Here is a 20,391-nt window from a genome sequence, read left to right on the forward strand (position 1 = left end):
CCGATCAGTTGGAGAGCGTGTCCGTGACGGGCACAAGCTGCGGGCCGCTCGCCGTGGGCAGCAGCAATACGCTGTAGCGCTCGCCGGCCTTGAGTTCGCCCAGGTCCACCGGGCCGCCGACGTTGGCATTGGCGCACACCAGTTGCACCGACAGCTTCACCGGGTTGATCGATCTACGCTGCACGCTGGCCTCTGGCGCGTCCTTGAACAGGTCCGCCGTGCGCCCGGCAGGGCGCAGGCTTGCGCCCTGGCAGGAAGGGTCGAGGTTGACGAAGGCCAGCGAAGCCTTCAGCGCATTGAAGTCGTCGGGTTGCTCGCGTACCACGCGTTGCCGGATGCCGCTGGCGTCCTGCAGGGCGACTACCGTGGCGAATTCGCCAGGAGCAACGCTCAGCTGCAGGGCCGAGCGCTGGCCGTCACGGCTGAGGGTGCCCTTGATGGCCTTGTTGGCCGGTACCGGCAGGTACGCCGACACCGGTTTGGCCGCGTCCAGCTGCAGGGTGGCCTTGGAGCCGTCCGCCACCAGTTGCAGGGTGCCGGGGGCCGCGTTGACGAAGCGCAAGAACGCCGAGTCTTCGCTGGGGCCGGTGGGGTACAGCGCGATCTCGGCCTGGGCCAGGCCCGCGCCGAGGGCGGCGGGCAGGGCCAGCAGTACAGCGTGCAGGGCGCGCTTCATTTCTTGATGCTCGTCACGACCGGCGCCTTGACGATCTCTTCGCTGATCTTCTTGCTCCAGGCCAGGTAGCCCGGGGCGGTCAAATGCTGACCGTCGACCGTGGCCCACTCGCCTTGCTTGGAGAATTTGAGCGAGTCGACGTAGTCGCACGGCGCCACGTTGGCGGCGAGGAACTTGGAGGTCAGTTCGACGCGAGCGTAGGTCTTGCCGTACTTGCCGCCTTCGGTCCCCCAGTTGGGGCCGACCCATACGCACTTGGCCCCGGTGTTGGCGATTTCCTTGGCAAAGCTGGTGGTCTGCTGCCACAGCCAGGCCTTGGGGAAGGCCGGTTTGGTGTAGCTGGCCATGGTGTCGCCCATCACCACGACCACCAGGTCCGGCTTGTCGGCCTTGATCAGGTCGCCGATCGGCCGGGTGGCCGCCTTGCTGCCCAGTACCACGGGCTTTTCGGTGCCACGGCGCTCGGCACCGCCGCAGGTGCCAGGGGTGGCTTTGAGCCAGTCGCCGGCATTGGCGCCGCAGATACCCAGCGAGTGCACCTGGGCACCTTGCTGCACGAGGTTGTCGTGCAGGCTCTTGATCAGGTAATCGGGGGTCGCCAGGTGGCTGTCGCCGATCATCAGAATGGTCAGGCCTGCGAGAAGTGAACTAGCCATGGTTGATACTCCTGCAAATCAATTCGAATAAGGGGAACGGTACGGGTTGACGGGCAACGGCATGGCGCCGCGGCCGTCGTCGAACAGGTAGCGCAGGTACAGGCCACCGGTCCATTGCTGGTAGTCGCGGGCGTTGTCCACACCCAGGGTGCCGCCGAAGAAGAACCCATCGCCCAGCCGGTATTCGCCACTGGCGCCCAGCGAGTAGCCGATGCCGGTCTTGCTTTGAGATGAGTAACGGGTGCGAAAGTCGACGTCGTTTTCAGCCAGAAGCTGCGACGCCTGATCGAACGCCGATTGCAGACGCGGGTCTCGCGGGAAGTAAGGTGCGCCGTCCTGCTCGATATGTTGCATGCCGACTGAGCCGTTGACCTGGTAGCTCCAGTCCGGCCCGCGATGGGCCCAGTTCACCGGAATGGCGATGGAGAAGAAGTTCTGTGGGCTGAAGTAGCCGCCGTGACCATAGGTGAAGAAGCTCTGGTTCTCGGCGTAGTGGGTACCCGAAACGCTCAAGCCCGCAGTCAGGCGCTGGTCCTGGTTGTTCAGCAGGTACCAGTAGATACCGCTGCCCAGTTCGGTGCGGGTATTGTCGTCGACGTTATGACCAATCAGCTTGTGCCAGGATCCGTAGCCGTAGACGCCGTAGCGCTGATTGTCGTAGCCCACTTGCAGGCGACCCCCGTTGGCAGTCACACCACCCCATTCCAGACCACTGCGCGCGTCGCGGGCACCGGCAAAGGATGTCAGGCTGTCGGTCACGGAACGCCTTGACAGGTTGAGCCCGTAACGCCAGTTACTGCCTTCGCTGAACGGGCGATCCAGACTGATGCCGCCGACAACGGTGTTGTAGAGGAACCCGACCGGGCTTACGCCAAGGTCGCTCTTGAGCCCTAGCGACGGGTTCTCATAGGCTACCGCGAAGCCGACGCCCGAATCCTTCTGTTTGCCGGTGCTGCCGAAGAACAGGTCGGAGGCTGCCTGCTCGATCTGTGCTTCGGTGCCAGCATTGGCCAGGTTGGCGATTTGCTCGGCGGTAAAGCCGCCAAAGCGGAAGCGATTCGCCGGGTCGCTGCTCACGCCTCCGGCGTTGAGCGATACCGGGGTAACGCGCAAGGCCATGCGATCGTCGCCGACGGGGAAACTGATCTCCAGCGGCGCCTCCACATCGGTAATCTTGCCCAGCCCCGATTCGCTGTCGTTACCGCGGAAAGTGACGCCCTGCTTGATTTGCGGGCTGCGCGCCTCGCGAATCGTATCCAGCTCGGTCTGCAGCGCGGCGCGCGGGTCGACCGGTGCCGGCGTGGCGAGCTGCGGCGTGGCCTGGCTGGCCGTGCGCAGGCCAGGTTCGCTGTCGCGACTGGCCAGCAGCACCGGTGCGTCGAACGCCTCGTTGGCGCGGCTGCTGACCTGGGTCTGTGCCGGCTCGGGAATCTCGGCCAGCACCGTTTCGCTCAGGCGCGACTGCTTGCGCTGGCCCGGCTGGCCGACGAAGGGGTTGACGGCAATCGCCTGGCCGAAGGGGTTGAGCACGTTCTGCTCCGGCGGCGCCTGCAAGGCCAGGGCCTGGGCATACAGCTGCTCGGCCTTGGCCAGCTTGCCGCGGCCACGGTAATAGCCGGCAGCACTGGTGAGAATCTGCGGGTTCTGCGGGGCCAGTTGCAGGGCCTTTTCAACGGCGCGCTCGGCCTTGTCGGCATCGCCGGCCTGTACGAAGGCCTGGGCGGCGCCCATCTGCACGTCGGCATTGTCCGGGTACTGGCGCAGCAGCGGGGTGAACAGCTCCACCGCCTTGGCCGGGTTGCGGTTGTCCAGGTACATGCGCGCCAGCGACGACACTGCCTGCGGGTCTTGCGGGCGTTGCGCCAGGGCCGGGGCGAGGGTGTCGTAGGCGGCCACCAGGTCGCCCTTTTCACGCAGCAGGTCGGCCTGGCGCACGGTGTACTGGAACACCAGGTCGTCGTAGCTGCGCTGGTCGCCGGCCTGCAGTGGCTGGCTGCGCAGCTCGCGCAGAATCTGGTTCACCTGCACGTCGTCGCCGGCCTTGAGCAGTGCGCCGGCATAGGCCAGGCGCAGGGACGGGGAGGGCGTGCTGCTCTGGGCAATGGCGGTGCGCAGCATGCCCAGCGCATGTTCGGTCTGGCCGATATCGATATAGGTCGCGGCCAGCGCCGAGAGCATGCCGGGGTTGTTGGCCGCTGCCGGTTCGGCGCGTTGCAGCAGCTTCATGGCCTGTTGGCGCTGGCCCTGTTTGGCCAGGTCTGCCGCCTGGCGGGTCAGCAGGTGCAGTTCGATCTCTTCGGCCAGGGTGTGCATGGCGGCGCTGCGCTGGGCCGTGGGCACCTGCGCCAGGCTGCGCTGGGCCGACTGCCACTCGCCCAGGCGGCTGGAGAACAGCGCGCTGGCATACAGCGCCTCGGCCCGCTGCGGGTTGGCCTTGAGCATCTCGTCGATGGTCTGGCGCGCCTTGCCGGAGGCATCGCTCTTGAGGTAGACCTGCGCCAGGTCGTAACGCGCCCACACGTTCTGCGGGTCGTTGCGCACGGCCTCTTCCAGCGCCTTGCGAGCGCCGGCCAGGTCGCCACTGCGCTCGGCGTCGCGGGCCTGGCCTACGGCGATGGCCGCGCGCAGCACGCGCAGGTCGCCCAGGCGTTCGCGCTGGGCATCGCTGAGCCCGTCGATCAGGCGCTGGCTTTCGCCCAGCTTGCCGATCTGCGCCAGCACGCTGACCAGCCCGCGCAGCGCATCGGGGTTGCCGGCATCCAGGCTCAGGGCCTGGCGATAGGTGGTTTCGGCGCTGTCGAACTGACCCTGGGCGGCCTGCAGGTCGGCCAGGCTGACAGGCCCCTGCACCTGGCGCGGGTTCATCGCGATGGCGCGTTGCAGCAGCTCGCGGGCGTCTTGCGGATTGCCGGCGTCGCGGGCGGCATTGGCCTGGTCCAGCAGCACCCAGTAGCGGTTGCCTTGCAGGGCGCTCTGCCAGCGGCTGCTGTTGCCACGGCTGATGGCCTGCTTGAACAGTGCATCGGCGTCGCCCAGGCGGCCCTGGCGCTGGCGCACGATGCCCAGCCCGCCGAGGGCGTCGGCATCCTGCGCCTGCTCGCGCAAACGGGCCTGGAACGACTGCTCGGCCTGGGGCAGGTCGTTGGCGTCCAGCGCCTTGAAGCCGCGCACCAGGTGGCTGTTCTGGCGTTGGACGGCGCTGGCCTGGCTGGCACGGGCACCGCTCTTGAGCTGGTTGCGGATCTCTTCGTCGTCCGGGTAGGCCTTGAGGTAGGCATCGAACAACGGCACCTCGGCCGGGCGCGGCGCACCCAGCCAGGACAGGCCCTGGCGCCAGCCCTCGATCGATTCACTGCCGATCACCGGGTCGTTGGCATAGGACGCCAGCCGGCGAATGCCCTCCACCCGCGTGCTTTCGTTGCGCAGCAGCAGCTTGGCCAGGTTGAGCTTGATCTTGGGGTTGTCCGGCGACTGGCCCTGCAGGCGCTCCAGGCCCTGGCGCGCTTCCTGCCAGCCGGTGGCGGTGTAGCCCAGGTAGCTGTAGAACTCCAGGCCCAGCTCGCCCTGCGGTGCACTGCCACCGAACAGCGTGCGGTATGCCGCCACAGCCTGATCCAGCTCGCCCGATTCGGCGAGTTGGCGGGCCTGCTCCAGTTGCGCGGTGTTATCGGCGCTGTGCAGGGCGATCTCCTGTTGCAGCAACAGGGTCTGACGCTCGCCGGGGTGCGCCTGCCTGAGCTGGTCGAGGTAGCGCTTGGCGCCCTGCGGGCGATTGCCATCAAGCTCCAGCAGGCCAAGGCCGTACAACGCGTCGGCCTGCTGCGGATCGATCAGCAGCAGCTTGCGCCATGCCTCGGTGGCGCGGGTGGTGTCTTTGCGGGCCTGCCAGTATTGACCCTGTTCCAGCAGGACCTTGCCGTTCTCGCTGAGCTCGGCAAAGCTGCTGTTGTGGATCAGGGCGGCAAGCACCCCAATGGCTAGGGTTTGGCGGCGCGAGGGCATGAAGTCTCCCAGAGTGGTTGCAGCTTCCCGTCGTCGAGGAAGTGGTAACGATCATCCATGAAGCCGAGGGCGAACAGGCTCAGCACGAAGTCGTAGTAAGGGGGTTGTCTGGCCTGCAGCGCTTCGGGGCTCAGGCTTTTGCTCATCAGCTGGTCGACACGGGCACGCTGCTGTTCCTGCAGCCAGGGTTGCTGGCGCGCCTTGAAATACGGCAGCAGGGCGGCAGAAAAGCCGAACGGGCCATCGCCGCTGCTGGTGTTGGCCTGCACCTGCACTTTCTCTGGCGGTACGCCGTGGGTCGCGACACTGCGCGCCATGCCGTCGAGGCTGTCGAGGATCGGCTTGGCCAGTGGGTCCTTGGCCGGGGTCATGCCGGCCCACAGGTAGGTGCGGATGGCGTCGTAGCTGCCGGTTTCGCCCTTGACCGGGTCGATCACGAACAGGCCCTTGTCCGGGCCGGTGCCACGGTAGCCCACCCAGTCGGCCACATAGCCGTTGTGGCTCACGCCCTTGATCAGGCTGGCGGTGCTGCGGGCGATCTGGCTCCACGGCCCCTTGGGGTCGACCACCGCCAGGCGTCGCAGCACCGGCACCGGCAGGTAGCTGGGGTTGAGCTGCCAGAAGTGATCGGGCTTGGCAAAGCCCTCCACGCCGGGCAGCAGCATCATGCCCAGGCCCGGCAGCTCGGCCACTTCGCGGGCCTTGATATTGGCCAGCAGCTGGGCAGCCTGGGCGTTGTAGGCCGGGGTGTTCCACAGCCGCGCGGCCTCGCTCAGCGCGTAGGCGAACCACAGGTCGGCGTCCGAGGCCGAGTTGTGGTCCAGCAGGCGCCACTGGCCCTTGTCGTCCAGGCCCCAGATCCACCCCGGCAGGTTCTGCTTGATGTCGCCACCGGCAAGGTTGTTGCTGGCCCACAGCCAGAGCTTGTCGAAGCTGGCCTGGTCGTTGGCCACCAGGGCAAAGAACATCGCGTAGGACTGGCCTTCGGACGAGCTGTGCTGCTGCGGCGTGCTGGCATCGAGCACGCGCCCGTCGGGCTGCACGAAGTGCTGGCGAAACACCTGCCACAACGGCCAGAGGTCGGCCTGGCAGCTGTTGGCCTGGCTCACGCCGGGCAGCAGCAGGGTAAGGGCGCTGGCGCCCAGCAGGCGGCGCAGCAGCGAGCGCGAACGCCTGGCGGGCAACGGTGCGGTGTGTCCGGTTGGCAGAGGCATGCGATTACTCGATGTTGAGGCGACGTTTGGCCTGGGCGCGCAGCGAGAAGAATGCCACCAGGCTGACCAGGGCAACTCCCAGCAGGGTCAACAGCAGCAGCGCCGGTACATGCTGGGACAGCAGCCACTGGATGTAACGGAACGGCCCCAGGTGCCCCACGTAGTAAGCCTGCTCGGCCACCAGCGATTCGACATTCCTGCCGTTGATCACCACAAGGCTGCCTTGCAGTGCCTGGGTGTACTGCTCGCCGCCGATCAGGGCGTCGGTGACCTCCACCAGGTTCTGCGGCTGCGGGCTGGACAGCACCACCACGCTACGCCCGCTCTTGAGCGGCGACTCGAACCCGGTGACGTACGAGCTGCGGTTCTCGCCGGTGAAGGTGAGCGCACCGCGCGCGGCGCGCAGGTTGGCCTTGGGATCGGGGCTGATCCATTCGCGCAGGCGCATCGGCAGGTCGGAGAACTCCACGTAATGCCTGGCGTCCTGGGTCCTGCTGGGCAGGTAGTCGGCCCAGGTCTTGAGCAGTGGCTGGTTGTCGCCGGAAGCCAGCACCAGCAGGTCCTTGTCGGCCAGGGCATCGACCTGGCCGGCCTGGGCCACGGTGACGGCGGTGGCCGGGTAGCCGGTGGAGTCGCCAAAGCGTCCGAGCACGGTGAGGTAGGCGCTCCAGTCGGCGCTGCCGGCGTTGTCCGGCAGGATCACCGCCGAGTCGGACAGGTCGGCCAGGCGCGTGAACGGGAAGCCGCTGTCCTTGAACACGCCCAGGTTGGGCATGGCGATGAAGTGGTCGTAGCCGCTCAGGTCCAGGGTGGAGTCCGGGTCGATGGCGCCGCGCATGTTGTCGATGATGATGTCGCGGCATTCACCCTGCTTGATGTAGTCGTACATGAAGCGGAACTGCAGGCGCGACTGCAGGGCGACCGAGTCCAGCGGCAGCAGCATGCTCGCCTCGCGGGCGATGCTGTCGTCTTTCTTCAGGGCTGCCAGCAGGCTGTCGCCGCCGCCCAGGCGCTCGATCGAGGGCAGGTTCATCGACTTGATGAAAGTGTCGTTGAAGCTCACCAGCAGCGAAGAGTTGGACGAGGTCTGCTGTGGGGTGTAGCGGTACTTGAGGTCCAGCCGGGCGCCCTGTTCGCGCCAGTTGAACAGGTCGGGTGGCAGGCGCACCGGCACGGTGATCATGCCGGGGTTGTAGCCCGACACATTGAGCTGGCGCGGGTCGATCAGCTCGCCAAGGCGCACCGGGCGATCGGTCGGCAGCCAGTTGGGCGCGTCATACGGCTGGCGTGGCTGCAGCGCATTGACGGTGTCGATCTGCACGCTGGGGCCGGAGAAACTGCGGTAGCCGATCACCAGGGCGGTGGCGGCGCGCTTGAGTTCGGCGCTGTCGCGTCCGGCGATGACCAGCAGCTTGCCGTGCGGGTCGTTGGGGTTGCTCACCAGCGACAGGGTCGGGCCCTTGAGGTCGGGCAGCGTCAGGCCCTCGACCTGGTTGGCCTCGGCGGTGTTGACCAGCACCACCGCGTTGCCGCTGGCGGGCAGGCTGTGCAGGTTGGTGGGGAAGTTTGCGCCACGGTAGCTGGCCAGTGCACCGATCCACGACGACACCGCGCCCGCCGCTTCGAGGGTGGTGTTGTCGGGGGCCACGGCAAACACGAACGGCAGGCTCAGGGCGCGTGGGTCGCGACGGTCGAACAGCGGCAGCGGCAGCAGGGCCAGGTCGTTGGGCAGCACCACCGGCTTGACCTGCAGGCTCAGCTGGCTTTCGTTGCTGATCTTGGCCCACAGGCTCGAATGCAGCGGGTCTTCGCACTGCATGGTGTAGTGGCCGATCAACTGCACGCCGAGCCGGTTGAACTCGGTGATCAGGTACGGCGGAATGTCGATCACCTGCTTTTGCAGGACGCCGGCGTTTTCCTTGGGCAACGGCAGGCTGGCGGCCACTTCGTCGTTGACCATGATGTTGATCTGCGAGAGGTCGCTGAGCAGCGCTGGCGAATAGGTGTATTGCAGGGTCAGTTGCGCGCCGGTCACCACCTCGTCGGCCCGCACGTCGAAGTTGACCGTGTCGGTCGACTCCACGCCACGCAGGCTCATGGTGTAGTTCTTGCCCAGCTGCTTGAGGCTGAGCTGGTACTTTTCGCCGGCCGCATCCGGTGCCGCCGGCGCCGTTTCGCTGGCGGCGGGCTCCGTGGCGGGCGCCGCTGCGCTGGCCGCGACCTCATCGGCCTGGGCAGGTTGCAGCAGGCTGCCCAGGCACAGCAGCGAGCCGGCGAGCAGACGGCGAGAACGGCGCGACAGGTTCACTTGTTGGTCGGTATGAAGCATGACGGTCATTGCGAGTCCAACGAAGGTTCGAGGTGGGTGGGGGCTTGCTTGCGCTTGTAGCGACGATGGCGCAAGGCGCTGAGGGTCGCCTGGGCCAGGTCCATGATGCCGCGCACGCCGATGCGGCTCACATCGTGCAGGGCGCTCAACGGGGTGTCGGGCTTGCTGCCACCCCAGGTTGCGGCCCAGGTGTCGGCCCGCGAGAAGGTCAGGCGCACGAAGTCGCTCTGCTGGCGCAAGGTCAGCGGCTTGAACTGCACCCCGACCATGGCGCCACGGCTGAACACCACGGTGGCCGGCAGTACGCAGGCCTGCTGCTTGCGCATCAGGATCACCTGGATGTCCTGGCCCTTGTGCAGGCTCTGGCCCTCGGGAAGCTTGAAGCCCACACCCTTTTGCGAGAAGTCCACGGTGGTGCAGTCGATGGTGGTGCCGTCGGCGGTCTGCACCTGAATCGGCAGCTCGGCGCGCACGCGCGGCTCGGAACGCACCTGGCGGGTTTCACTGGCAACCGCAACGGCAGCGCTGGTGATGATCACGTTGTAGATCGTCCAGGCCAGGTTGATGATGATGGTGATGGCTGCGGCCGGGTCGCCCCAGATCAGTTGCACCACACCGAACACCATGCCGATCAGGTTCAGGGTCAGCAGGATGATGTAGGGGCGCGCCAGCTCCCAGTCGAAGTATTCCTTGTCGATGATGCCGCCCTTGTCGGTCACGTTGAAGCCGCCGAGCTTGGGGTTGATCAGCGCCACCAGTACCGGGCGCATGATGTACCAGGCCAGCACCGACTCGTAGACCTCGTTCCAGAACGAATGGCGAAAGCGCCCCTGGATACGCGAGTTGGTCAGGCTGGCGTGGAAGATGTGCGGCAGCACGTAGGCGGTGATCATCAGCGCCGAGGCGTGGAAGATCTGCGCGCCGAAGATCAGGTACGCCAGCGGCGCGGTCAGGAAGACCAGGCGCGGCAGACCGTAGAAGAAGTGCAGCATGGCGTTCACGTAGCACACGCGTTGGCCGAAGCTCAGGCCCTTGCCGATGAACGGGTTGTCGGTACGGAAGATCTGCGCCATGCCGCGTGCCCAGCGGATGCGCTGGCTGATGTGCCGCGACAGGCTCTCGGTGGCCAGGCCCGCAGCCTGGGGGATCGCCAGGTACGCGGTGTTGTAGCCCTTGCGGTTGAGCTTGAGCGCGGTGTGCGCATCTTCGGTCACCGTCTCGATGGCCACGCCGCCCACTTCCAGCAGGTGGCTGCGGCGGATCACTGCACACGAGCCGCAGAAAAAGGTGGCGTTCCACAGGTCGTTGCCGTCCTGCACCAGGCCGTAGAACAGCTCGCCCTCGTTGGGCACCGAGCGGAACGTGTCGAGGTTCTTCTCGAACGGGTCGGGCGAAAAGAAGAAGTGCGGGGTCTGCAGCAGGGCCAGTTTCGGGTCCTTGAGGAACCAGCCCATCGCCACCTGCAGGAAGGAGCGCGTGGGCACGTGGTCGGCGTCGAAAATGGCGATGTACTCGCCGTCGGTGACCTTCAGGGCCTCGTTGAGGTTGCCGGCCTTGGCGTGGACGTTGTCGGCGCGCACGATGTAGTTGACCCCGATCTGCCGGCAGAACTCGCGAAAATCGTCGCGGCGGCCATCATCCAGCACGTGCACGCGCAGCTTGTCGCGCGGCCAGTCGATGGCCTGGGCGGCGAAGATCGTCAGCTTCACGATGCTCAGCGCTTCGTTGTAGGTGGGGATGAACACATCCACCGTGGGCCAGTCCTTGGGGTCCTGGGTAAGAATCTTGGGCTTGCGCTGCAAGGGCCAGGCGGTCTGCATGTAGCCGAACGCCAGCACCACCAGGGCATAGAACTCTGCTGCCACCAGGCCGTAGCCGAACACGATGTCCAGCCAGCTGTCGAAGCCCAGCGTGTCGGTGACGCGCCAGTACACATAACGCAGGGTGGCCACCAGCGACAACACCACCATGGCCAGCACCGGCAGGCGCCCGGGCAGCTTGCGCAGTATCAGCAGGCCGGCGAAGCACAGGGCGGCGAAGGCGAACTGGCGCTCCAGCTCCAGGGGGGCGGTGACCACGGCCACCAGCAGCAGGGCGCCGATCAGGCCGGCACCGATCTTCAGCGCGCGCAGCACCGGGGCGGGCCATTGCCCGAAGCGTTCGAGCCAGACATTCAAGCGCGCAACCGTGTTGGGCGCCTGCACTGCAGACGCCTGGTCTAAGGGGGCGGTCATGGGGTACCGGACTGTTGGTGGTGATGGGCGAGGTGGGCGCCAAGGGCATGCGCCACGTCGCGCAGGTCCTGGCAGGCAGGGCTGTCGGGCACCTTGACGAACGGATCGAATTCGAAGGCCTGGGCTTCGTCCAGGCTGTGGTCGAGACGGACCATGCCCAGCAGCTCGCGACCGATGCGCTGGCGCAGTACCTGGCACATGTCCAGGTCCAGCGCGCGGGTGGGGTCGACCTTGTTGATCAGGTAGCCGCAGCGCGGCGCGGGGCTGCGCTGGTGCAGGGGCGCAAGCCAGGCCTGCAGTTCATCCAGCACGCGGTAGGCGGCGGGAGTCGGCAGGGTCAGGGCCACCACCTGGTCGGCCATCTCCAGCACTGGCGCAAGCCATGGGGTGGCGCCGGTGGGCAGGTCGATGATCAGTACGTCAGCGGGTGTCAGTGCCAGCGTTGCCAATTGCTGCAGCAGCCAGCCAGGCTGGTTGGCCAGGCGCTGCTCCAGGCTGCGCAACTGGGTGGCGTCGGCGTGCCCGAATGGCAGGCATTCGGCGGTCGAGTCGGGCACTGGGTGGCAGTGGATGCTCCAGGGTTCGTCGCTGTCGGTGGCCTGGCTCAGACCGGGGGCGGTACGCGGCAGCATCAGTTGGCTGGCGAGGCTGTTCTGCGGGTCCAGGTCCAGTGCCACCACGCGACCGTGCGGGCGCTCCAGCAGCTTGGCCAGCGCGGCGGCAAAGGTGGTCTTGCCCACACCACCCTTGGCCGAAACCACAGCGATGATGCTGGCCTGGGGGCGTGTCGGTGCCGGTTTGTGCATGGCATGCTCCAGTGCACCCTGATTCAGCCCCTGGGCCGTGGCATGGCGCAGGCGAGCCGCCGCTTCGAGTTGTTCACGCAGCGACAGGGGTGCGCCGGCGGGCTGTGCAGCCGGTTCGGGGGCGGGCGGTATACGCTTCACGGGCGGGGGCACTGCAACGACTACCGGCGCAGGAGCAGGTGCCTGTACCGGCGCAGGTACCGATGCCAGGGTCGGCGGCAGCTTCAGGGCCGCCAGGGTCGCGGCCACCGGGGCAACCGGCTCGGGCGCGGCAGCAGGTGTGATCGGTTCAGCCACCGTCAGCGCGGGTTCGAGGTATTCGAACTCGGTGTCGATTTCTTTATAGCTGTCCGCACTTGCCCCAAACCTGGTGAACAGATTTCCAATGTCGTCTGCATGACTCATATGTGTAATCCCGGCCTACGGCTATCTGATCAACTGCTGGGGCAGATAAGGTCTGTCACACTGCTAGGATGCTAATGTGTGATATCAAACTGATAGTGTCAATATTTTGTTTATTTCTGGGCTGGTTTTTCGCATTTTCGCCGAGTTAAAAAAATACCGCCATAAGTTTGACTGTTTTGTCGCTGCTTGTGCAGCGCATCTGCACGATGGATGCCGTTCTTGAACAAGGTCGGCACGAACGGCATAAAGCTTAGCCTAGCTTGTAGGAAATGACTGATAAGTCGTGCTGACATATATCAGTTTGTTTCACGATTGGCACATAGGTTACCAAGCTTTGCCTGGCGCGTGTTCAGTCAGAGGACAGGCAACCGGCCAGCCCGGGCCGTTGTCCGATCAACGGTGACTGGCCGGCATGCCCATGCACGGCGGATGCATTTTTGCCCCTGCTCCGCTAGGATTAGCGGTCTTTGGTCTATCTATCCGACGGTTTTCGATGAGTTATCAGGTTCTTGCACGTAAATGGCGTCCGCGCTCGTTCCGCGAAATGGTCGGCCAGACCCATGTGCTCAAGGCCCTGATCAATGCGCTGGACAACCAGCGGCTGCACCACGCCTACCTGTTCACCGGTACCCGCGGGGTGGGCAAGACCACCATCGCGCGCATCATCGCCAAATGCGTCAACTGTGAAACCGGCATTACCTCGACACCGTGCGGCACCTGTTCGGTGTGCCGCGAGATCGACGAGGGGCGCTTCGTCGACCTGATCGAGATCGACGCCGCCAGCCGCACCAAGGTCGAGGATACCCGCGAGCTGCTCGACAACGTGCAGTACGCGCCAAGCCGCGGGCGCTTCAAGGTCTACCTGATCGACGAAGTGCACATGCTCTCCAGCCACTCGTTCAACGCCTTGCTCAAGACGCTTGAAGAGCCGCCGCCCTACGTCAAGTTCATTCTTGCCACCACCGACCCGCAGAAGCTGCCCGCCACCATCCTGTCGCGCTGCCTGCAGTTCTCGCTCAAGAACATGACCCCCGAGCGGGTGGTCGAGCACCTGAGCCATGTGCTCGGGGTCGAGAACGTGCCGTTCGAAGACGACGCCCTGTGGTTGCTGGGTCGCGCCGCCGACGGTTCGATGCGCGATGCCATGAGCCTCACCGACCAGGCCATCGCCTTTGGCGAAGGCAAGGTGCTGGCGGCGGATGTGCGCGCCATGCTCGGCACCCTCGATCACGGCCAGGTCTATGGCGTGCTCCAGGCCCTGCTCGAAGGGGACGCACGAGCCCTGCTCGAAGCCGTGCGGCACCTGGCCGAGCAGGGGCCGGACTGGAACGGCGTGCTGTCTGAAATGCTCAATGTGCTGCACCGCGTGGCGGTGGCCCAGGCGCTGCCCGAGGCGGTGGACAACGGCCAGGGTGATCGTGACCGTGTGCTGGCGCTGGCCGGCGCTCTGCCGGCCGAAGATGTGCAGTTCTATTACCAGATGGGCCTGATCGGCCGGCGCGATCTGCCGCTGGCCCCCGACCCGCGTGGCGGCTTCGAGATGGTGCTGTTGCGCATGTTGGCGTTCCGCCCGGCCGACACCGTCGATGCGCCGACACCGACGCTAAAGTCGACGGGGATCAGCCAGGCCACAGCTGACTCCCCACCCGCGGTGGCAGCGGTCGCCGCGCCGGTGGTGGCTGCACCAGTCGTGCCCACGCCCGTTGCCGAACCTGTTGCCCGCCCGCAGCCCGAACCCGAGCCGCCGGTGCAGGCTGCGCCAGTACTGCAAGCGCAGGTTGCCGAGCCGCCCGTGCCCGAGGTCGACCTGCCCTGGAACGAGCCGGCCGCGCCTGCGCCCGAGCTCGCTGCGGCGCCTGAACCCGAACCGGAACCCGAGCCGCAGCCCGAACCTGAACCCGAGGCGATTGCTGCGTCCGTGCCAGCCGCGCCCGCGCCGGCCATCGCGCATCACGATGAGCCACCGATCGCCGACCACGCCAGCTATAGCCCGGCGGGCATGGAGCGCGACGACGAGCCACCGCTGGACGAAGATTACTACGACGCCGAGATCGACCCGGTGGGCTACAGCTACCTGGACGAACTGGCCAGCGAGACCGCGCCGGAGCCTGCACCGGAGCCCGAGCCAGAGCCTGCCGCGCAACCGGCCACCGGCCTGGCGTTGCAATGGCTGGAGATGTTCCCGCTGCTGCCGATTTCGGGCATGACCGCCAGCATCGCCGCCAACTGCACGCTGATCGCGATGGACGGCGACAACTGGCTGCTGCACCTGGACCCGGCGCACAGCGCCCTGTTCAACGCCACCCAGCAGCGGCGCCTGAACGATGCGCTCAACCAGCACCTTGGGCGTACCCTTAACCTGAGCATCGAGCTGATTCGCCCCGAGCAGGAAACCCCGGCCCAGGCCGCGTCGCGCAAGCGTGCCGACCGTCAGCGCGAGGCCGAGGCGTCGATCGAGAACGATCCGTTCATCCAGCAGATGATCCAGCAGTTCGGCGCCACCGTGCGTCACGATACTATTGAACCTGTCGACGCCCTGGTGGCCCAGGGCGACTAATCCGTTTACCCCAGCACCGCGGTCTGCCGCGGTGTGCCAAGTAACTTGATACCGAGGTGATTCCCATGATGAAAGGTGGCATGGCCGGCCTGATGAAGCAGGCACAGCAGATGCAGGAAAAGATGGCCAAGATGCAGGAAGAGCTGGCCAACGCCGAAGTGACCGGCCAATCGGGCGCCGGCCTGGTCAGCGTGGTGATGACCGGTCGCCATGACGTCAAGCGCATCAGCCTGGACGACAGCCTGATGCAGGAAGACAAGGAAGTGCTGGAAGACCTGATCGCTGCGGCCGTGAACGATGCGGTGCGCAAGGTCGAGGCCAACAGCCAGGAAAAGATGGGTGGCATGACCGCCGGCATGCAACTGCCGCCGGGCTTCAAGATGCCGTTCTGAGGCATTGCCTGCGTGACCCTCGGTGGGAGCACAGCCAGTCGGTTGTCGCTCCCATCGTCGTTTTTCCGTTCAACCGATGATCTGCCAGGCCTTTTACCATGAGCTTCAGCCCCTTGATTCGCCAACTGATCGACGCCTTGCGCACGCTGCCGGGTGTGGGTCAGAAAACCGCCCAGCGCATGGCCCTGCAACTGCTGGAGCGTGACCGCAGCGGCGGCGTGCGCCTGGCCCAGGCGTTGAGCCAGGCCATGGAGGGGGTGGGGCATTGCCGTCAGTGCCGCACCCTGACCGAGCAGGAGCTGTGCCCGCAGTGCGCCGACCCACGGCGTGACGACACCCTGCTGTGCGTGGTGGAGGGGCCGATGGACGTGTACGCGGTGGAGCAGACCGGTTATCGCGGCCGCTACTTCGTGCTCAAGGGGCATCTGTCGCCACTGGACGGCCTGGGGCCGGAGGCCATCGGGATTCCGCAGTTGCTGGCGCGCATTGCCGAGCAGGGCAGCTTCACCGAGGTGATCCTGGCCACCAACCCCACGGTGGAAGGGGAGGCCACGGCGCATTACATCGCGCAGCTGCTGGCGGACAAGGGGCTGGTGGCTTCACGCATCGCCCATGGTGTGCCGCTGGGCGGGGAGCTGGAACTGGTGGATGGCGGAACGCTGGCCCATTCGTTCGCGGGGCGCAAGCCGATCACGCTGTGACCGTGCCGGCCAATCGCGGGTCAAGCCCGCTCCTACAGGGGTTGCGTAACACCTTGTGGGAGCCGGCTTGACCCGCGATTGGCTGCGCAGCGGCCCCATCAATATTCGCTGAGCGAAAACTCGGTCAGGCAGAACGTCTGCACCCCTGCCGCCTGCAGCTTCTGCGAGCCGCCCAGCTCCGGCAGGTCGATGATCGCCGCCGCCTCGAACACGGCCGCCCCCATGCGCCGTATCAGCTTGGCCGCTGCCAGCAGGGTGCCGCCGGTGGCGATCAGGTCATCCATGATCAGCACCGCATCGCCCTCGCACAGGCTGTCGGCATGCACTTCCAGAAACGCCTCGCCATATTCGGTCTGGTAACCCTCGGCCAGCACATCGGCCGGCAGCTTGCCCTGCTTGCGAAACAGGATCAGCGGCTTGTTGAGCTGGTGGGCAATGATCGAGCCGATCAGGAAGCCGCGCGCATCCAGCGCCCCGACATGGCTGAAGTCAGCCTCGACATAGCGTTCGATGAATTGGTCGGCAACGTGGCGCAGGCCCCGAGGGGACTGGAACAGCGGGGTAATGTCGCGAAAGATCACCCCCGGCTTGGGAAAGTCCGTTACCGGGCGGATCAGGGATTTGAGGTCGAACGCATCGGTCGGCATGGGGCAGGTATCCTGAAGGGCAAACGCCAGCCAGTATACCTGCTGCGCCAGGTGTCAGCTGTCCAGCGAGCCGCCCGCCAGGGCGCACAGCTGAATCGGGTCGATGATGCGTACTTCCTTGCCTTCGGCCTCGATCAGGCCGTTCTGCTGGAAGCGCGTGAACACCCGTGACACGGTTTCCACCGCCAGGCCCAGGTAGTTGCCGATTTCGTTGCGCGACATGCTCAGGCGGAACTGGTTGGCCGAGTAGCCGCGTGCGCGAAAGCGCGCCGACAGGTTGACCAGGAAGGTGGCGATGCGCTCGTCCGCAGTCTTCTTGGACAGCAGCAGCATCATCTGCTGGTCGTCGCGAATCTCGCGGCTCATCACCCGCATCAGTTGGCGACGCAGCTGCGGCAGTTGCACCGACAGCTCGTCCAGGCGCTCGAAGGGGATCTCGCACACCGAAGTGGTTTCCTGGGCCTGCGCCGATACCGGGTAGGCCTCGGTGTCCATGCCCGACAGCCCGACCAGCTCGCTGGGCAGGTGGAAGCCGGTGATCTGCTCCTCGCCCGCGTCGCTCAGGCTGAAGGTCTTCAGGGCGCCGGAGCGCACGGCGTAAACCGAGCCGAAGTTGTCGCCCTGGCGGAACAGAAACTCGCCTTTTTTCAACGGACGCCCGCGCTTGACGATTTCGTCCAGTGCGTCCATGTCTTCCAGATTCAGCGAAAGAGGCAGGCACAAGGGCGCCAGGCTGCAATCCTTGCAATGGGCCTGGTTGTGAGGGCGCAGTTTAACTGGCTCGGACATTTTCATTCGATCCTTCTGGGGAAAGCACACATAAGCCGTAAGGGTAACTCAGACGGCCGGGTTCAGGCCAGCGTGCGCGCTTTTGGTGCGTGCTGGGCTCAAGATCGGCGATGTTTGGCCGATGACCTGGAATAGTGTCCTTAACAGGAAAGACTGTCCATGCTCTCTATCGATTCAAATCCTCTGAATAGCGCTGCAACCCAACTCAAACCCCCTGTCGCCAAGACCAATGTCGACGGTGCCCAGAGCGCCCAACCGGCCGAGGCTCCTGCCAAGGAGGGGGTCAGGGTCAACCTGTCCCTGGCGGGCCTGCAGGCGTCCAAAAGCAGCGGCGGCAACAAGGACATCGAGGAAAGCGGTCTGCCCCAGACCATCCAGCAGACCCTCAAGACCATCCGCAAGCTGCAGCAGCAACTGGCTGAAAAGATGCAGCAGATGCAGGCCGTCATGCGAGACAACTCCCTGACCCCCGAGCAGATGCGGCAAAAGGTCTCATCGCTGCAGGGTGAGATCGCCACGCTGACGGGGGCAATCACCACCGCCACCGCCAACCTGAACAAGGCAATGAAGCAGGAGAACCTGAGCCTTGATCAGGTCGCGAAGGTGTTCGAGTTGATGGGCTGATTCAAATCACCCGCGAAAACCGCTGGCGGTTGTGCAGGTCCAGGTAGGCATCGAACACCATGCATACCGAGCGTACCAGCAGGCGCCCCGCCGGCAACACCTTGATCCCGTTGGCATCCAGGCTGATCAGGCCGTCCTTGGCCATGCCCAGCAGGGCAGGCCACTGCGCGTTGAAGTAACCGCGAAAATCGAGGGTGAAGGCGCGCTCGATGGTCTCGAACTCCAGTTCGAAATGGCAGATCAGCTGCTGGATCACCGCGCGGCGGATGCGGTCGTCCTCGTTGCAGATCAGGCCGCGACTGGTGGGCAACTGCGAGGCGCCGAGGGTGTTCTGGTATTCGTTCAGATCACTGCTGTTCTGGCAGTACAGGTCGCCGATCTGGCTGATGGCCGACACGCCGAGGCCGATCAGGTCGCAGTGGCCGTGGGTGGTGTAGCCCTGGAAGTTGCGCTGCAGGGTCGACTCTTCCTGGGCAATGGCCAGTTCGTCGTCGGGCAGGGCGAAATGGTCCATGCCGATGTAGCGATAGCCTGCCTCGGTCAGCTGCTCGATGGTGTTGTGCAGCATTTCCAGTTTCAGCGCAGGCGCCGGCAGGTCGCTGCTGTCGATGCGCCGCTGGGGCATGAAACGCTCGGGCAGGTGCGCATAGTTGAACACCGAGAGGCGGTCGGGCTGCAGCTTGATCACTTCCTCGACGGTGCGTGCAAAGCCTTCGGTACTCTGCTTGGGCAGGCCGTAGATCAGGTCGAGGTTGATCGAGCGAAACTGCAGGGTGCGCGCCGCCTCGATGATCGCGCGGGTCTGCTCCAGGCTTTGCGGGCGGTTGATGGCCCGTTGCACCACCGGGTCGAGGTCTTGCACGCCCAGGCTGACACGGTTGAAGCCCAGTTCGCGCAGCAGCCCCATGGTCGACCAGTCGGCCTCGCGCGGGTCGATCTCGATGCCGTAGTCGCCCGAATCATCATCCAGCAGGTTGAAGTGCTGACGCAGGTGCGTCATCAGCTGGCGCAGTTCGGCGTGGCTGAGAAAAGTCGGTGTACCGCCGCCCAGGTGCAGTTGCTCCACGGTCTGGCGCGGGTCCAGGTGGCAGGCGATCAGCTGGATTTCCTGCTCCAGGCGCTGCAGGTAGGGCTGGGCGCGACCGCGGTCCTTGGTGATCACCTTGTTGCAGGCGCAGTAGTAGCAGATGTTGGCGCAGAACGGCACGTGCACGTACAGCGACAGCGGGCGCGCGGCGCGGCGGCTATCACGCAGGGCGTGCAACAGGTCGAACGAGCCGACCTGGCTGTGCAGTTGCACGGCGGTCGGGTAGGAGGTGTAGCGCGGGCCCGCCAGATCGTAACGGCGAATAAGGTCGGGGTCCCAGTGGAGGGCGTCGAGCATGGTGGCAGTCCCTGGAATGGCGGCAGTGTCCGGAGTCTAGGGAGCGTTGTGTCAGGGCGTGTTGATTTGTATCAACGGGTGTTCAGTGCCCCATGAGCCAGTGCTGGTGCGGCCCCGGCAGGGTCCACAGGCCGAACAGGATCACCAGCAGGCCCCCCGTCACGCGAACCCCGCGCTTGCGCAGCAGGGCGCTGGTGCGCTCGGCAGCCAGCCCCGTGGCCAGCAGCACCGGCCAGGTGCCCAGGCCGAAGGCCAGCATCAGCAGGGCGCTGTGGGTGGCGTTGCCCTGGCTGGCGGCCCACAGCAGGGTGCTGTAGACCAGCCCGCACGGCAACCAGCCCCACAGCGCGCCCAGCAGCAGCGCGCGCGGCAGGCTCGACACCGGCAGCAGGCGATTGGCCACCGGCTGTATGTGCCGCCACAGGCCGCGCCCCAGGCTTTCGATGCGGGTCAGGCCGCTCCACCAGCCGGCCAGGTACAGGCCCATGCTGATCAGCAGCAGCGCCGCGAGCACGCGCATGCCGGTGGCCAGCGGGCCGCCGGCCACCGCCCAGCCGGCCAGGCCCAGCAGCAGGCCGGCAGCGGCATAGCTGAGGATGCGCCCAAGGTTGTACGCCAGCAGCAGCTGAAAGCGCCGGCTGCGCTGCGCCTTGGGGATGGCCAGGGTGAGTGCGCCCATCAGGCCGCCGCACATGCCCAGGCAGTGGCCGCCCCCCAGCAGGCCGAGGATCAGCGCCGAACTCAGCAGCGGCAACAGGTCAAGCACGGGGCGGGGCGCCGCTGTCGTCGGGCTTGCGCGGCTCGGCCTGGTCCAGGGCGGCCTGGTGCTTGGGGTCCTGGTCGTCGAACAGGATGCTGTGGGCCGGGCCTTCGAGGTCGTCGTACTGGCCGCTGTCCACGGCCCAGAAGAAGATGTACACGGCGATCGCGACGATCAGCAGCGCGGCGGGAATCATGACGTAGAGCGCGGGCATG

General features: G+C 65.9%; 16 protein-coding genes. 4 read left to right on the forward strand and 12 right to left on the reverse strand.

Features of this window, described 5'->3' with window-relative positions:
* Positions 1 to 4: 4 nt before the first annotated feature.
* Genes N0B28_RS08405 through bcsQ form a run of 7 tightly spaced genes read right to left on the reverse strand, consistent with a single transcriptional unit; the run spans position 5 to position 12,322 of the window.
* On the reverse strand, positions 5 to 676 hold the full coding sequence (locus tag N0B28_RS08405; protein WP_058542031.1) for an alginate O-acetyltransferase AlgF: 672 nt from the start codon (positions 674 to 676) through the stop codon (positions 5 to 7).
* Positions 673 to 1,332, reverse strand: a complete 660-nt coding sequence (locus tag N0B28_RS08410; protein ID WP_043862368.1) for an SGNH/GDSL hydrolase family protein — start codon at positions 1,330 to 1,332, stop codon at positions 673 to 675. The genes N0B28_RS08405 and N0B28_RS08410 overlap by 4 nt, the downstream gene beginning before the upstream one ends.
* A gap of 18 nt (positions 1,333 to 1,350) precedes the next feature.
* Positions 1,351 to 5,334: a cellulose synthase subunit BcsC-related outer membrane protein gene (locus tag N0B28_RS08415; RefSeq protein WP_058542030.1), complete on the reverse strand. Its 3,984-nt coding sequence runs from the start codon at positions 5,332 to 5,334 to the stop codon at positions 1,351 to 1,353.
* On the reverse strand, positions 5,310 to 6,548 hold the full coding sequence (gene bcsZ, locus N0B28_RS08420; RefSeq protein ID WP_275731445.1) for a cellulose synthase complex periplasmic endoglucanase BcsZ: 1,239 nt from the start codon (positions 6,546 to 6,548) through the stop codon (positions 5,310 to 5,312). Before bcsZ ends, N0B28_RS08415 begins: the two co-directional genes overlap by 25 nt.
* A gap of 4 nt (positions 6,549 to 6,552) precedes the next feature.
* A complete protein-coding gene (bcsB, locus tag N0B28_RS08425) occupies positions 6,553 to 8,886 on the reverse strand; it encodes a cellulose biosynthesis cyclic di-GMP-binding regulatory protein BcsB (protein WP_043862370.1) in 2,334 nt (777 codons plus the stop codon).
* Positions 8,883 to 11,111, reverse strand: coding sequence for a UDP-forming cellulose synthase catalytic subunit (gene bcsA / locus N0B28_RS08430; RefSeq protein ID WP_043862371.1), 2,229 nt, complete (start codon positions 11,109 to 11,111; stop codon positions 8,883 to 8,885). The genes bcsB and bcsA overlap by 4 nt, the downstream gene beginning before the upstream one ends.
* The gene (bcsQ, locus tag N0B28_RS08435; RefSeq protein ID WP_275731449.1) at positions 11,108 to 12,322 is read right to left on the reverse strand and encodes a cellulose biosynthesis protein BcsQ; all 1,215 of its coding nucleotides are present in this window, start codon (positions 12,320 to 12,322) and stop codon (positions 11,108 to 11,110) included. The genes bcsA and bcsQ overlap by 4 nt, the downstream gene beginning before the upstream one ends.
* Before the next feature lie 493 nt (positions 12,323 to 12,815).
* On the opposite strand from bcsQ, the gene dnaX reads away from it, so the two are divergent.
* From dnaX to recR, 3 genes are all read left to right on the forward strand, one after another.
* The gene (gene dnaX / locus N0B28_RS08440; protein WP_274097164.1) at positions 12,816 to 14,879 is read left to right on the forward strand and encodes a DNA polymerase III subunit gamma/tau; all 2,064 of its coding nucleotides are present in this window, start codon (positions 12,816 to 12,818) and stop codon (positions 14,877 to 14,879) included.
* Between the two features lie 65 nt (positions 14,880 to 14,944).
* Positions 14,945 to 15,271 (forward strand): YbaB/EbfC family nucleoid-associated protein, encoded by a 327-nt coding sequence (locus N0B28_RS08445; RefSeq protein WP_010226011.1) that lies wholly within the window; start codon positions 14,945 to 14,947, stop codon positions 15,269 to 15,271.
* A gap of 98 nt (positions 15,272 to 15,369) precedes the next feature.
* Positions 15,370 to 15,972 carry a recombination mediator RecR gene (gene recR, locus N0B28_RS08450; protein WP_043862374.1) on the forward strand — a complete coding sequence of 201 codons (603 nt, stop codon included), beginning with the start codon at positions 15,370 to 15,372 and terminating at the stop codon, positions 15,970 to 15,972.
* Positions 15,973 to 16,070: 98 nt separating this feature from the next.
* Here recR and N0B28_RS08455 read toward each other — a convergent pair whose 3' ends face one another.
* Positions 16,071 to 16,619 (reverse strand): adenine phosphoribosyltransferase, encoded by a 549-nt coding sequence (locus N0B28_RS08455; RefSeq protein WP_058542026.1) that lies wholly within the window; start codon positions 16,617 to 16,619, stop codon positions 16,071 to 16,073.
* A 54-nt stretch (positions 16,620 to 16,673) separates the two neighbouring features.
* On the reverse strand, positions 16,674 to 17,408 hold the full coding sequence (gene fnrA / locus N0B28_RS08460) for a Crp/Fnr family transcriptional regulator FnrA (RefSeq protein ID WP_043862376.1): 735 nt from the start codon (positions 17,406 to 17,408) through the stop codon (positions 16,674 to 16,676).
* Between the two features lie 159 nt (positions 17,409 to 17,567).
* On the opposite strand from fnrA, the gene N0B28_RS08465 reads away from it, so the two are divergent.
* Positions 17,568 to 18,032 carry a hypothetical protein gene (locus N0B28_RS08465; RefSeq protein ID WP_043862377.1) on the forward strand — a complete coding sequence of 155 codons (465 nt, stop codon included), beginning with the start codon at positions 17,568 to 17,570 and terminating at the stop codon, positions 18,030 to 18,032.
* A gap of 1 nt (position 18,033) precedes the next feature.
* Here the strand turns inward: N0B28_RS08465 and hemN are convergent, their stop codons facing one another.
* The 3 genes from hemN to ccoS all read right to left on the reverse strand — a co-directional run bounded on the left by hemN (position 18,034) and on the right by ccoS (position 20,390).
* The gene (hemN, locus tag N0B28_RS08470; RefSeq protein WP_058542025.1) at positions 18,034 to 19,416 is read right to left on the reverse strand and encodes an oxygen-independent coproporphyrinogen III oxidase; all 1,383 of its coding nucleotides are present in this window, start codon (positions 19,414 to 19,416) and stop codon (positions 18,034 to 18,036) included.
* Between the two features lie 82 nt (positions 19,417 to 19,498).
* Positions 19,499 to 20,182, reverse strand: a complete 684-nt coding sequence (locus N0B28_RS08475; protein ID WP_043862379.1) for a sulfite exporter TauE/SafE family protein — start codon at positions 20,180 to 20,182, stop codon at positions 19,499 to 19,501.
* Positions 20,175 to 20,390 carry a cbb3-type cytochrome oxidase assembly protein CcoS gene (ccoS, locus tag N0B28_RS08480; protein ID WP_116053294.1) on the reverse strand — a complete coding sequence of 72 codons (216 nt, stop codon included), beginning with the start codon at positions 20,388 to 20,390 and terminating at the stop codon, positions 20,175 to 20,177. The genes N0B28_RS08475 and ccoS overlap by 8 nt, the downstream gene beginning before the upstream one ends.
* Position 20,391: the final 1 nt, after the last annotated feature.

Origin of the sequence: Pseudomonas sp. SD17-1, assembly GCF_029201585.1 — a bacterium.
Classification (GTDB): Bacteria; Pseudomonadota; Gammaproteobacteria; order Pseudomonadales; family Pseudomonadaceae; genus Aquipseudomonas; species Aquipseudomonas palmensis.

Bases quoted from the DNA above. Each gene is read 5' to 3' on its own strand.
- ccoS (WP_116053294.1), bottom strand. From the start codon at position 20,390: ATGCCCGCGCTCTACGTCATGATTCCCGCCGCGCTGCTGATCGTCGCG.
- dnaX (WP_274097164.1), top strand. From the start codon at position 12,816: ATGAGTTATCAGGTTCTTGCACGTAAATGGCGTCCGCGCTCGTTCCGC.
- recR (WP_043862374.1), top strand. From the start codon at position 15,370: ATGAGCTTCAGCCCCTTGATTCGCCAACTGATCGACGCCTTGCGCACG.
- bcsZ (WP_275731445.1), bottom strand. From the start codon at position 6,548: ATGCCTCTGCCAACCGGACACACCGCACCGTTGCCCGCCAGGCGTTCG.
- N0B28_RS08415 (WP_058542030.1), bottom strand. From the start codon at position 5,334: ATGCCCTCGCGCCGCCAAACCCTAGCCATTGGGGTGCTTGCCGCCCTG.
- fnrA (WP_043862376.1), bottom strand. From the start codon at position 17,408: ATGTCCGAGCCAGTTAAACTGCGCCCTCACAACCAGGCCCATTGCAAG.
- N0B28_RS08465 (WP_043862377.1), top strand. From the start codon at position 17,568: ATGCTCTCTATCGATTCAAATCCTCTGAATAGCGCTGCAACCCAACTC.
- hemN (WP_058542025.1), bottom strand. From the start codon at position 19,416: ATGCTCGACGCCCTCCACTGGGACCCCGACCTTATTCGCCGTTACGAT.
- bcsQ (WP_275731449.1), bottom strand. From the start codon at position 12,322: ATGAGTCATGCAGACGACATTGGAAATCTGTTCACCAGGTTTGGGGCA.
- bcsB (WP_043862370.1), bottom strand. From the start codon at position 8,886: ATGACCGTCATGCTTCATACCGACCAACAAGTGAACCTGTCGCGCCGT.
- N0B28_RS08455 (WP_058542026.1), bottom strand. From the start codon at position 16,619: ATGCCGACCGATGCGTTCGACCTCAAATCCCTGATCCGCCCGGTAACG.
- bcsA (WP_043862371.1), bottom strand. From the start codon at position 11,111: ATGACCGCCCCCTTAGACCAGGCGTCTGCAGTGCAGGCGCCCAACACG.
- N0B28_RS08445 (WP_010226011.1), top strand. From the start codon at position 14,945: ATGATGAAAGGTGGCATGGCCGGCCTGATGAAGCAGGCACAGCAGATG.
- N0B28_RS08405 (WP_058542031.1), bottom strand. From the start codon at position 676: ATGAAGCGCGCCCTGCACGCTGTACTGCTGGCCCTGCCCGCCGCCCTC.
- N0B28_RS08410 (WP_043862368.1), bottom strand. From the start codon at position 1,332: ATGGCTAGTTCACTTCTCGCAGGCCTGACCATTCTGATGATCGGCGAC.